A 12,228-nucleotide genomic window follows, 5' to 3' on the forward strand; every position below is an offset into this window, starting at 1 on the left:
AGAGGGGAACATATCAATGGCAGGAAATTCGCAAGGCCCCTGGGGGGGCGGCGGAGGCGGCAACCGGGGCAACGGCGGAGACCGGGGCAACGGGGGTCGCAACGACGGGCCGCAGGGTCCACGCGGGCAGGGCGGTGACCGCCCGCAGATGCCCGAGATCGACGATCTGGTGCGCAAGGGGCAAGAGCAGCTGCGCGTCTTGATGGGGGGGCGTGGCAACGACCGGGGCAATGGCACCGGCGGCGGCGGTCGCGGCTCTGGTGGGCCGGGCGTGACACGTTCAACCCTTGGCATCGCGTTTTTGGCTGGTGTGGCGCTTTGGGGCTTTGCCAGCTTCTACACCGTGCGGCCCGAACAGCAGTCGATCGAACTGTTCTTGGGTGAATTTTCCGGCATCGGCACCGAGGGTCTGAACTTTGCCCCATGGCCGCTGGTCACGGCAGAGGTATTCGACGTCACCACCAACCGCACCGAGGAGTTGGGCGTGCGGCGCGGCGGCGGCGGCAACGAAGGCTTGATGCTGACCACGGACGAGAACATCGTCGACATCGACTTCCAAGTGGTCTGGAACATCAAGAACGCGCGCGACTTCAAATTTTCGCTGCGCGATCCCGAAGCTTCGGTTCGGGCGATCTCGGAATCCGCCATGCGTGAAGTCATCGCGCAATCCGAACTGGCGCCGATCCTCAACCGGGATCGTGGCGCGGTGGCGGATCGGGTGAAGGAGCTGATCCAAAACACCCTCGACAACCGCAACACCGGCATCAACGTGCTGCGTGTCAACGTGAACAAAGTCGACCCGCCCAGCCAGACCGTGCAGGTCACCGATGCCAATGGTAACACCACCACGCAGTCTGTCGTCGATGCTTTCCGCGACGTGCAAGCCGCCGAGCAGGAGCGTGACCGGGTGGAGCGTCAGGCCGACGCCTATGCCAACCGGCGCACTGCCGAGGCGCGCGGTGAATCCGCGCAGCTTCTGGAAGCCGCCGAAGGCTACCGCGCCCGCGTCGTGAACGACGCGGTGGGTGAGGCCAGCCGCTTTGAAGCCGTCTTGGAAGAATACCGCAGCGCGCCGGATGTGACGCGCAAACGTCTGTATCTTGAGACCATGGAAAAGGTGCTGGGCGACGTGGATAAGGTCATCCTCGAAAACGGCAGCGGCCAAGGTGGGCAGGGCGTCGTTCCCTATCTGCCACTCAATGAATTGCGGCGCGGCGGAGGGTTGAACTGATGCGGAAAACAAGTCTTATCATCCCCATCGTGGTGATCGCCATCGTGGGCATCCTGTCGGCTGTCTTTGTGGTGGACGAGCGTGAAAAAGCGCTGGTGCTGCGTTTTGGCCAGATCAAACAGGTCCGCAACGAGCCGGGCATCGGGTTCAAAGTCCCGCTTTTGGATGAGGTCGTGCGCTACGAAGACCGCATTCTGTCGCTGGAAACCCCGGTGATCGAAGTCACCCCCGCCGATGACCGGCGTCTTGAGATCGACGCCTTCGTGCTCTACCGCATCGACGATATGGTGCAGTACCGGCAAGCTTTGGGTGCGGGCGGTGAACGTCAGGCCGAAAGCGAGATGGGCGGCATCATGGAAAGCCAAATCCGTGCCGTGCTTGGCTCGCAGGGCGTGACATCAAACACCATCCTGTCGCCCGAACGGGCCGACCTGATGGAGCAGATCCGTGTCCGCGCCGATGCCCGCGCGCAGGCGCTTGGCCTCAAGGTGGTGGATGTGCGTCTGCGTCAGACAAACCTGCCCGAGCAGAACTTTGACGCGACCCTGCAACGGATGATCGCCGAGCGTGAGCGTGAAGCGACCGACGAACGCGCCCGTGGCCGCGAAGCCGCGCAGCGTGTCATCGCCCTTGCCGATCGTACCTACGAAGAGATCCTCTCGGAGGCCCGTCGTGACGCGCGGATCATCGAAGGTGAGGCGGACGCTCAGCGGAACAACATCTTCGCGCAGGCCTATGGCAAGGATCAAGAATTCTTTGAATTCTACCGCTCGCTTAGTGCCTATGAGCAGGCGTTGCAGGGGCAGAACTCCACCATGGTGATGTCGCCGGATAGTGAGTTCTTTAACTACCTGCGGTCGGATCGCAGCGCCACGACCTCGGTCGATGCGGTTGCACCGCCGCAGAGCCCCGCCGCCGATGCGCCCGCGGCTGAGCCAGCGCCGGAGGCAGATAACGCCGCCGCGGCAGAGGATACGCAGGAGGAGGCCGCCCCCGCGGCCCCCGCCACGCCAGCCCCCGCCGCACCGGAGGCTGACACAGACCTGCCAGCGGCGCTGGAAGAATGACGCTGGTTCTACTGGCTCTAGGGTCGGTTCTGATTTTCGAGTGGCTGGTGTACGCACTGGCCCCTTCGTTTTTGGAACAGATGCTCGAAATGCTCCGCCGCATCCCAGAGGCCGCGCTGGGCCAGCTTGGCGCGCTGGCGGTGGTGGCCGGGTTGATCTTGGTCTGGCTCGCCTTTCAACTGGGGTTGTGACGCCGCGCGGGGGGGGGGGGGGTGAATCGGCGTCCGTTTTGCCCACGACCTCGCAGGCCGGGGTCGCAAATCGTCACACTCCCACCCGTTGAAATGCCCGTGATCGGCCCCATCTTTGCTGTTGCAGCGCGTCCTTTCGGAATGCACTCTGCCCACGTTGGCAACAACAGGAACAATCAGGAGACGATGAATGCAGGCCAAGGCGGTTTCCCTGTCCACAACAGCACAACACACCCAATGGATGCGAGCGATGGCAATGGGGGTGATGGCGCTGACCCTCCTGATCCTGCAAGCCAGCATGGCGCTGGCCAAACCCGAAAGCCTCGCCCCGCTGGCCGAGAAGATCAGCCCTTCGGTGGTCAATATCACCACCTCCACCACGGTTGAGGGCCGCACCGGGCCGCAGGGCATCGTGCCCGAAGGTTCGCCCTTCGAAGACTTCTTTCGCGAGTTTCAGGACCGCAACAATGGTGAGGGCAACCGGCCCCGCCGTTCCTCGGCCCTTGGCTCGGGTTTCGTGATTTCCGAAGACGGCTATGTGGTGACCAATAACCACGTCATCGAAAGCGCGGATGAGATCACCATCGAATTCTTCTCAGGCGAGGAATTGGTCGCCGAGGTCATCGGCACCGACCCCAAGACCGACATCGCGCTTTTGAAGGTCGAAGCGGATGCACCGCTGCCCTTCGTCTCTTTCGGTGACAGCAACGCCGCGCGGGTGGGGGACTGGGTGATTGCCATGGGCAACCCGCTTGGGCAGGGCTTTTCGGTCTCGGCGGGCATCGTGTCGGCCCGCAACCGGGCGCTGTCGGGCACCTATGACGATTACATTCAGACCGACGCCGCGATCAACCGCGGCAATTCCGGCGGGCCGCTGTTCAATATGGATGGCGAGGTGATCGGCGTGAACACCGCGATCCTGTCGCCCAATGGCGGCTCCATCGGCATCGGCTTTTCGATGGCGTCGAATGTGGTCACCCGCGTGATCGACCAATTGCAGGAATACGGCGAGACCCGCCGCGGCTGGCTGGGCGTGCGCATTCAAGACGTGACCGATGACGTGGCCGACGCCATGGGCCTCAAGAAAGCCGTCGGCGCCCTGATCACCGATGTGCCCGAGGGGCCTGCGCGTGAGGCGGGGCTCAAAACCGGCGACGTGATCAAATCCTTCGACGGTGTCGAAGTGGTCGATACCCGTGGTCTTGTCCGTCAGGTGGGCAACAGCCCCGTGGGCGCGACGGTGCGCGTGACCGTGCTGCGTGACGGCAAGACCCAAACCATCAAGGTCGTACTTGGCCGCCGCGAAGAGGCCGACGGCGCGGTCCCTGCCGGTATGGATGACAACGCCGATGAGGGGGCCGAGGCCGAGCCGCAGTCGACCATGCTGATGGGCCTGACCTTGATGCCGCTGACAGACGACCTGCGCGCGGAACTCGGGGCCGATGACGATATGACCGGCCTTGCCGTGACGGATGTGGATCAAACATCGGAGGCCTTCGAGAAGGGCCTGCGCATGGGCGATATCATCACCGAAGCGGGGCAGGAGCAGGTGTCGAGCATTGCTGATCTCGAAGCCCGGATCGCCGCGGCGAAAGAGGCGGGCCGCCGCTCTCTACTGCTGCTGGTGCGCCGGGGTGGCGACCCGCGCTTCGTGGCGCTGTCATTGGCGGAGTGATCTGCCGGAACGGTTCGGAAAGGGCGCCTGCGGGCGCCCTTTTTCGTTGGCAGTCATCCGCCTTGCCGGGGCACCGCGACCAGCCCGAGCGCCCGGGCGGTGGTCAGCGACAAGACCTCGCTATTCGGCCCCTTTTGGGCTTGATAGCGGCGGACGGCTGTCCGAGTTGCCCTGTCCATCTCACCGGTGATCGGTCCCGCGTAGAACCCGTGCGCCTCTAGCGCCCGTTGCAGGCTGCTGTTGAACTCGGGCGTCAGCACATCGGGGCAGGGGGTTTCAAACCAATTGTCGACCCGTGCGCGCACGATCTCTTGCCGTGTCTCTGTCTTGTAGACGGGCGGTTTGGCGATGCTGCCATCGGGGTTCATCTTGGCCGGGGTTGCTTCGACCTGTTCGGTCACCGTCTCGATCACCGCAGGGCTGACCGTGCGGCCCCAGCAGCTTCCCTCCGGCGCGCCTGCGGGGCCGTTGCGGGTGGCCTCTAGCACCCCCGGCTCAGGGCGGGGGGTGGCCGGTGCCGCCGTCTCGCAACCCGCCAAGGCCGCGACGGTCAGCAGCAAAGCGGCGCAGCGCCGCGCGGTTCTGGGGGGGAGGGGCTGTGTCATGCCGGTGTCTCGGGCTCGCCTGTTGTTCGCGGGCAGACTAGCGGGATGCGTGGGCCTTGCCCACCGCAATGTCGGGCGCGCCGTGACCTTGCGAAAAGGGGGCTGGAACCGGCTGCCATAGCCCGTTAAACAAGGCCGAACTTTTAGGACGAAAGGGCATCATCATGGCCAAAATCACCTATGTCGAACACTCCGGCACCGAACATGTGGTCGAGGTGGCCAATGGTCTCACCGTCATGGAAGGCGCGCGGGACAATAACATTCCCGGCATCGAAGCCGACTGTGGCGGGGCCTGCGCCTGCTCCACCTGCCATGTCTATGTCGATCCGGCTTGGGCCGAGAAACTGCCGCCGATGGACGATATGGAAGAAGACATGCTCGACTTCGCCTTCGAGCCTGATCCCGCGCGCTCGCGTCTGACCTGCCAGATCAAGGTCACCGATGCGCTGGACGGTCTGCGCGTGCAGATGCCGGAAAAGCAAATCTGATGCGGGCGATCGGCGCGGCACTGCTGGCGCTGATCGCAACAGATGCGGCGGCGGAGACGATTACCGCCGCGCATTACATCGCGCCCACCGGGCGCTACGCCCATGGCATTCTTGGCGACGCGCTGGAATGGGGCGGCTTGCAGGTCTCTCTGACAGACGGCGGTGCGCGGCGCTTCCATCTGCCCCGCGACCATGTTTTCGAAGATATCGCCCCCCGGCTCGTGGATGTGACCGGCGATGGCGCGCCCGAGGTTCTGGTGATCGAGACCGACGTGAATCGTGGCGCGGCGCTGGCGATCTACGGCCCCGAGGGCAAGATCACCGAGACCCCGCATATCGGCCAAAGCAACCGATGGCTCGCCCCCATAGGTGCCACCGATCTGGATGGCGATGGCGCTGTCGAGATCGCCTATGTCGACCGGCCCCATCTGGCGCGGGTGCTGCGGGTCTGGCGCTTTGCCGATGGGCGGCTCAGCGAAATTGCACAGATGACGGGGCTGACCAATCACCGCATCGGAGAGCGGCATATCTCAGGCGGTCTGCGCAATTGCGGTGCAGGGCCGGAGATGGTGCTGGCGGATGCCGATTGGGAACGTGTGGTGGGGGTGCGCCTGACAGGCGGGCAGCTTGCACGCCGCGATATCGGCCCCTTCGCGGGGGCCGAGAGCTTTGCCAAGGCGCTGGTCTGTGAATGAGGGGCGGCTGCGGCTCTGGTAGAGCCGCCATCCTTCAGCTCAGCGCGCGCCAGCCGATGTCGCGGCGGCAGAACCCTTCGGGCCAATCGATCCCATCGACCATCGCATAGGCACGCTCTTGCGCCTCGGCCAGCGTGGCGCCGCGTGCGGTGACATTCAGCACCCGCCCACCATTGGCCAAGATCGCCCCGTCCTGCGCCTTGGTGCCCGCGTGGAACACCATATTCGCGCTATCCTCTGGCAGGGCGGAGAGGCCCTTGATCTCACTGCCCTTTTCATAGTCACCGGGGTAGCCTTTGGCGGCCATCACAACGGTCAGCGCGTGATCTTCGGCCCAGGTCACATGCATATCGGCCAGCGTGCCCTTGGCGCAGGCCTGCATCAGGTCGAAAGCCTGCGCGCCGAGGCGCATCATCAGCACTTGGCACTCCGGGTCGCCGAAACGCACGTTGTATTCCACCAGCCGCGGCTGGCCGTCCTTGATCATCAGGCCAGCGTAAAGCACGCCCTGATAGGGCATTCCGCGCTTGGCCATCTCGGCCATACAGGGGCGGATGATCTGATCCAGCGCGCGTTCGGCGATCTCGTCGCTCAGCACCGGGGCGGGGGAATAGGCGCCCATGCCGCCGGTGTTGGGGCCGCTGTCGCCTTCGCCGACGCGCTTGTGATCTTGGGCCGTGCCGATGGGCAGCACCGTTTCCCCGTCGCAGAGCACGAAGAAAGACGCCTCTTCGCCTTCCATGAACTCTTCGATCACCACTTCGGCGCCTGCCTCGCCAAAGGCGCCGTCAAACATCTCATCCACGGCGGCGAGGGCTTCGGCGTCACTCATGGCGATGATCACACCCTTGCCTGCCGCCAGACCGTCGGCCTTGATCACGATGGGCGCGCCTTGCTTTTCGACATAGGCGCGGGCGCTGGCGGCATCGGTGAAATGGCCATAGCCCGCCGTGGGTGCATTGCAGGCGTCGCAGATTTCCTTGGTGAAGGCTTTGGAGGCTTCCAGTGCCGCCGCTGCTTTGGAGGGGCCAAAGACATCGAAACCCGCCGCGCGCAGATCGTCGCCCACACCCGCGGCGAGGGGCGCTTCGGGGCCGATGATGACGAAATCGATGTTATTGCCCTCGCAAAAGGCCACAACCGCCGCGCCATCCATGATGTCGAGCTTTGCGCATTGCGCGATGGCGGCGATGCCCGCGTTGCCCGGTGCCACGATCAGCTTGTCGCATTTGGGGTTCTGCATGACCGCCCAAGCAAGTGAATGTTCGCGGCCACCGCTGCCGAGGATCAGGATATTCATGCCGCGCACTCCCTTGGACTTCGTTGCTCCGCGTTCTAAGCTGGGGGGCCCACAGACACAAGGTGCCCAGATGGATCTGTTCGACGACCCCGCCCCCGGTGGCAACAGCCCCGAATTCACGGTGACCGAGCTTTCAGGCGCGATCAAACGGGTGATCGAGGGGGAGTTCGGCCATGTCCGGATTCGCGGTGAAGTGGGCCGCGTCAGCCGCCCGCGCTCGGGGCATGTCTATCTTGACCTCAAGGATGACCGCTCGGTCATCTCGGGCGTGATCTGGAAAGGCGTGACCGCGCGGCTTGAGACCCAGCCCGAAGAGGGGATGGAAGTCATCGCCACCGGGCGCATCACCACCTTTGGCGGGCAGTCGAAATACCAAATCGTCATTGAGGATATCAAACCGGCGGGCATGGGCGCGCTGATGGCGCTGTTGGAGAAACGCAAGGCAGCGCTGTCGGCGGAGGGGCTGTTTGCCCCCGAACGCAAACGCCCGCTGCCCTATCTGCCTGAGATCATCGGCGTTGTGACCTCGCCCTCGGGGGCGGTGATCCGTGACATTCTGCACCGGCTGCGCGACCGGTTCCCGCGAAAGGTGTTGGTCTGGCCGGTCGCCGTTCAGGGCGCGAAATGCGCGCCCGAGGTGGTGCGCGCCATCCAAGGGTTCAACCGGCTCACCCCCGGTGGCGCGTTGCCTCGGCCCGAGTTGATCATCGTGGCCCGTGGCGGTGGCTCGGTCGAAGACCTTTGGGGCTTTAACGAGGAAAGCGTCGCCCGCGCGGCGGCAGCCTCGGACATTCCGCTGATCTCCGCCGTGGGGCATGAGACGGACACGACGCTGATCGACTTCGTCTCGGACAAGCGCGCGCCCACGCCGACAGCGGCGGCGGAATTGGCGGTGCCGGTGCGGCATGAGCTGGCGGCATGGCTGGAGGGGCAGGGTGCAAGGATGCGTCAGGCGCTGAGCCAAGGGTTGACCCGTCGCAGTCAGCGGATGCGGGATCTGGCGCGGGCCTTGCCCCGGGCCGACACGCTGCTGGAGGGGCCGCGCCAGCGTCTTGATCGCGGGGGGGAGAAACTGGCCCCTGCGCTGATCGCAGGCGTCCAAGGCCGCCGCGTCAAGCTGGCCGATATGTCTGGCGCTCTGCGCCCCGGCACCCTGCGCCGCCAGTTGGAGGCGGATCGCCAACGTCTGGCGCAGTTGTCGGCCCGGCTTGACCCTGCGTGGCAGCGCAATCTGGCCGGCCAGCGCGAGCGGCTGGCCGCGCGGATTGACCGGTTCCACCCCGAGGTGCTGCACCGTCAGATCCTCCGCCGCCGGGAGCGGCTTTTGGACCGCACGCAAACCTTCCGCCCCGAGGTTTTGCGCCGAGACCTGTCGCGCCAAGACCAACGGTTGAAAGAGGTGCTGGCCCGGCTGGCGCGCGCGGGCCGCGCCGATCAGGACCGCCGCCGCCGCCAGATCGACGCGATGGGCCGCACGCTTGGCACGCTCGGCTACCGCGAAACGCTGGCCCGTGGGTTCGCCGTGGTGCGGGGCGACGGTGACGTGGTGACCAGTGCGGAGGCTGCCAAGAAGGCTGCGCATCTGGAGATCGAATTCGCCGACGGTCGGCTGCCGGTCAAAGGCGAGGGCTGAACTGGCCTAAACCCCGACCTGCGGCCCAAGGCACAGCAGCGGCTCGGTCATTTCCCGCGCCTCATAGAGCGCGGTCTCGGTCGGGTCATTCTCGAACCGCGCGACCAGCCCGGTCGGGCTTTCGGTAAAGCTCCAGCATTGCGGGGCGGGGTCGTCTTCATAGACAAAGCAGATCAGCCCATCGGCCTCATACCAGCGCCCCTCTTTGCAATGGCCGTCTAGAAAGGACCACTGCACGCGCCGGTTCTCGTGATAGATTTCCGCCCCATAGGGCGCGCCGGACTGGCCGAAATAGAGCGTCTTGCCTTCCGTATAGGCTTCGAACTCCGCCGCCGACATCTCGGCCAAGGCAGGCAGCGGAAGGAAGGCGCAGATCAGGGCGAAGGCATGTCTCATGCCACCAGCCTGCCAGAAGCCCGTGCGCCGCGCCAGTGGGGTCAGCGCCGACCCCACCGGGCCACGCGGCGGTCCATCACGCGCCGCCAAAGCGGGGGGACAAGGGCGATCACCGCCATCACGGGCAGGGAAAAGGGCAGTTTTGGCATCTCTGGCGTCACTTCCAGCGCCGGAAAAGCGCGGGCGGGGCGCATGTGGTGGTCCGAATGGCGCGGGGCGTTTAGCATCATCGCGGCGGAGTACCATTTCGGCGCGTTCCAACTGTGCTGCGGGCCCATCGGCTCGAACCGGCCATCGGGGCGCTGCTCTCGCCGTAGCCCATAGTGCTGCACATAGTCCGACAGCAGCAGTTGCATCTGCGCATAGGCCGCCAGCCCGACATAGGCGAGCAGCCCGGCGACCCCACCCAGCAGCAGCGCCGTGAGCAGCGCCAGCGCCGCGCCAGTGAGGTAGAGCGTGTAAGGGTGCAGCCCCTGCGCCCCCGTCTTGCGCGCGCGCTGCGCGCTGTCGGCCTGCCACCCCGCGCGAAACTCCCCCCAGCTTGCGCTCAGCAGAAACCGCCAGAACCCCATGCCCTTGGGGGCGGAGTTGGGATCAGCCGGGGTGGCGGCGGCGGGATGATGCACCCGCAGATGGGCCGAGACGTGATGCCCGTGCAGCAGCGAGATATAGATCGCCGTGCCGATCCGCCGGGGCAGGCGGCGGCTGGCGTGGATCAACTCATGGGCGTTGGAATTGCTGATCTGGCCCAGAAACAGGCCAAGGGCGGCAAAGATCAGGGCACGGTCCTGCCCCTCAAGATGCGGGGCTGCGCCAATCGCCCAGACCCCGAGCGGCAGCAGCAGGAAATGCGCGGCGGCCAAGGTCAGCGTCAGGGCGCGGCCTGAGCTATCGGAAAGGCGCAGCGCGCGGCCCAACCGGTCCATGAAGGCCACATGCACTGTGATCGACAAAAGCGCTAGCATGGGCCAGACCCCGCCCCAGAGGGCGGCGGCGGCGATCAGCACCGCCGGTGTCATACTTGCGATCACATACCACAGCATGCGTTTTCCCCTGCGACCCCGCACCAATCGGCTCGGCCCCCGTATTCTGCCCGCCGCAGGGGCCGCGCACAACGCAAACACCCGCGCGATTGTCGCTTTTTGATCGCGCCTAGGGCTTTGGATTTGTTACCAAGGCGGAAAGCAAGGCGGGGGGAGAGACATGGCGCTGGACGATCACGGCAAGGCAGCGGCGGGGGAGCCGCGAAAGGGCGTTTGGAAATCCGGCAAGGGCAAGGGGCGGCATCATCCCAAGGGGCGGCAGTTGCAGGATACGGCTTGGGCGGAGGTCCGCGCGCTGCTGGGCGACCGCACGCGTGCCCGCGATCAGCTGATCGAGTTTCTGCATTTGATCCAAGACCGCTTTGGCCACCTGTCGGCCGCGCATCTGCGCGCCTTGGCCGAAGAGATGCGCCTGTCGATGGCCGAGGTATATGAGGTCGCCAGTTTCTACGCCCATTTCGACGTGGTGAAAGAGGGCGAGACCCCGCCGCCCGCGCTGACCATCCGTGTCTGCGATTCGCTGTCTTGCGAGCTGGCCGGGGCGCAGGCCTTGAAAACTGCGTTGGAAGAGGGGCTGGACCCGACCGAAGTGCGCGTCCTGCGCGCGCCCTGCATGGGGCGCTGCGACACGGCGCCGGTGCTGGAACTGGGGCATAACCATATCGACCACGCGACGCCCGAGAAAGTCCTCGCGGCCATTGGCGCCGGAGATACCCATGCCCGCCTGCCTGACTATGAGATTTACGAAACCTACGCGGCATCAGGGGGTTACGACGCGCTGTTGAACCTGCGTCAGGGGGGCGATTGGGAGGCGGTGCAGGAGCAATTGTTAGAGGCCGGGCTGCGCGGTCTTGGCGGGGCGGGTTTCCCCTCGGGCAAGAAATGGGGCTTCGTGCGCGGCAACCCCGGCCTGCGCTATCTGGCGGTGAATGGCGATGAGGGCGAGCCGGGCACCTTCAAGGATCGCTGGTATCTTGAACGCAGGCCGCATCTCTTCCTCGAAGGCATGTTGATCGCCGCTTGGGCGGTGGAAGCGGAGAAGGTCTTTCTCTACATGCGCGACGAATACCCGGCGGTGCTGGAGATCCTGCGCCGCGAGATTGCCGCTCTGGAAGGTGCGGGCCTCATCGCGCCCGGCTATGTCGATCTGCGCCGCGGGGCGGGGGCCTATATCTGCGGCGAGGAAAGCGCCATGATCGAAAGCATCGAAGGCAAGCGTGGCTTGCCGCGCCACCGCCCGCCCTATGTGGCGCAGGTCGGTGTCTTTGGCCGCCCGACCTTGGTGCATAACGTGGAGACCCTGCATTGGATCGCCCGCATTTGCCGCGAGGGGCCGCAGGTGTTGAACGGGGTTGAAAAGAATGGCCGCAAGGGGCTGCGGAGCTATTCCGTTTCGGGCCGTGTGGCGCGCCCGGGGATGTATCTGCTGCCCGCAGGCTCGACCATCACCGATATCATCGCAGCGGCGGGGGGCATGGCAGAGGGCCATCTGTTCAAAGCCTATCAACCGGGTGGGCCGTCCTCGGGGCTGTTGCCCGCGTCGATGGCGGATCTGCCGCTGGACTTTGACACGTTGCAGCCGCATGGGTCTTTCATCGGCTCGGCGGCGGTGGTTGTCCTGTCGGAACACGACAGCGCGCGGGCCGCCGCCCTCAACATGTTGCGGTTTTTCGAGGATGAAAGCTGTGGCCAATGCACGCCCTGCCGGGTCGGCTGTGAAAAGGCGGTGAAGCTGATGCAGGAGAACCGCTGGGACCAAGACCTGCTAGAGGCGTTGTCGACCGCCATGGTCGATGCCTCGATCTGCGGGCTGGGGCAGGCGGCGCCGAACCCGATCCGGCTGGTGATGCAGCATTTCCCCGATGAAATCTGACCCCGCCCCCTCCCGGCGGGCTTGATCTGCC

General features: G+C 65.4%; 12 protein-coding genes. 8 read left to right on the forward strand and 4 right to left on the reverse strand.

All coding sequences use genetic code 11. The features are described 5' to 3' along the window. Window positions 1–16 precede the first annotated feature (16 nt). From hflK to ACGYLQ_RS04180, 4 genes are all read left to right on the forward strand, one after another. Window positions 17–1,231, forward strand: coding sequence for an FtsH protease activity modulator HflK (hflK, locus tag ACGYLQ_RS04165; RefSeq protein WP_394440627.1), 1,215 nt, complete (start codon window positions 17–19; stop codon window positions 1,229–1,231). Continuing rightward, window positions 1,231–2,298, forward strand: coding sequence for a protease modulator HflC (gene hflC / locus ACGYLQ_RS04170; RefSeq protein ID WP_394440629.1), 1,068 nt, complete (start codon window positions 1,231–1,233; stop codon window positions 2,296–2,298). The genes hflK and hflC overlap by 1 nt, the downstream gene beginning before the upstream one ends. Then, window positions 2,295–2,489, forward strand: coding sequence for a DUF2065 family protein (locus ACGYLQ_RS04175; RefSeq protein WP_394440631.1), 195 nt, complete (start codon window positions 2,295–2,297; stop codon window positions 2,487–2,489). Before hflC ends, ACGYLQ_RS04175 begins: the two co-directional genes overlap by 4 nt. 241 nt (window positions 2,490–2,730) lie before the next feature. After that, complete coding sequence (locus tag ACGYLQ_RS04180; RefSeq protein ID WP_394440891.1) at window positions 2,731–4,164, forward strand: Do family serine endopeptidase; 1,434 nt, start codon at window positions 2,731–2,733, stop codon at window positions 4,162–4,164. A gap of 53 nt (window positions 4,165–4,217) precedes the next feature. On the opposite strand, the gene ACGYLQ_RS04185 is transcribed toward ACGYLQ_RS04180, so the two are convergent. Continuing rightward, window positions 4,218–4,769 carry a peptidoglycan-binding protein gene (locus tag ACGYLQ_RS04185; protein ID WP_394440633.1) on the reverse strand — a complete coding sequence of 184 codons (552 nt, stop codon included), beginning with the start codon at window positions 4,767–4,769 and terminating at the stop codon, window positions 4,218–4,220. Between the two features lie 164 nt (window positions 4,770–4,933). On the opposite strand from ACGYLQ_RS04185, the gene ACGYLQ_RS04190 reads away from it, so the two are divergent. Both ACGYLQ_RS04190 and ACGYLQ_RS04195 read left to right on the forward strand, forming a co-directional pair. After that, window positions 4,934–5,257, forward strand: coding sequence for a 2Fe-2S iron-sulfur cluster-binding protein (locus ACGYLQ_RS04190; protein WP_067266186.1), 324 nt, complete (start codon window positions 4,934–4,936; stop codon window positions 5,255–5,257). After that, on the forward strand, window positions 5,257–5,952 hold the full coding sequence (locus tag ACGYLQ_RS04195) for an FG-GAP repeat domain-containing protein (RefSeq protein ID WP_394440635.1): 696 nt from the start codon (window positions 5,257–5,259) through the stop codon (window positions 5,950–5,952). Before ACGYLQ_RS04190 ends, ACGYLQ_RS04195 begins: the two co-directional genes overlap by 1 nt. 34 nt (window positions 5,953–5,986) lie before the next feature. On the opposite strand, the gene purD is transcribed toward ACGYLQ_RS04195, so the two are convergent. Beyond that, the gene (purD, locus tag ACGYLQ_RS04200; RefSeq protein WP_394440637.1) at window positions 5,987–7,252 is read right to left on the reverse strand and encodes a phosphoribosylamine--glycine ligase; all 1,266 of its coding nucleotides are present in this window, start codon (window positions 7,250–7,252) and stop codon (window positions 5,987–5,989) included. A 70-nt stretch (window positions 7,253–7,322) separates the two neighbouring features. Between purD and xseA the strand changes: the two genes are divergently transcribed. Further along, window positions 7,323–8,885 (forward strand): exodeoxyribonuclease VII large subunit, encoded by a 1,563-nt coding sequence (xseA, locus tag ACGYLQ_RS04205; RefSeq protein WP_394440639.1) that lies wholly within the window; start codon window positions 7,323–7,325, stop codon window positions 8,883–8,885. Window positions 8,886–8,891: 6 nt separating this feature from the next. Here the strand turns inward: xseA and ACGYLQ_RS04210 are convergent, their stop codons facing one another. Continuing rightward, a complete protein-coding gene (locus tag ACGYLQ_RS04210; RefSeq protein ID WP_394440641.1) occupies window positions 8,892–9,281 on the reverse strand; it encodes a hypothetical protein in 390 nt (129 codons plus the stop codon). 41 nt (window positions 9,282–9,322) lie between these two features. Then, complete coding sequence (locus ACGYLQ_RS04215) at window positions 9,323–10,324, reverse strand: alkane 1-monooxygenase (RefSeq protein ID WP_394440642.1); 1,002 nt, start codon at window positions 10,322–10,324, stop codon at window positions 9,323–9,325. 160 nt (window positions 10,325–10,484) lie between these two features. Here ACGYLQ_RS04215 and ACGYLQ_RS04220 point away from each other — a divergent pair, with 160 nt between their 5' ends. Beyond that, a complete protein-coding gene (locus ACGYLQ_RS04220) occupies window positions 10,485–12,197 on the forward strand; it encodes an NAD(P)H-dependent oxidoreductase subunit E (RefSeq protein WP_394440644.1) in 1,713 nt (570 codons plus the stop codon). Window positions 12,198–12,228 lie beyond the last annotated feature (31 nt).

It is taken from the genome of Sulfitobacter sp. 1A12779, from assembly GCF_043557315.1.
GTDB classification, from domain to species: Bacteria; Pseudomonadota; Alphaproteobacteria; order Rhodobacterales; family Rhodobacteraceae; genus Sulfitobacter; species Sulfitobacter faviae.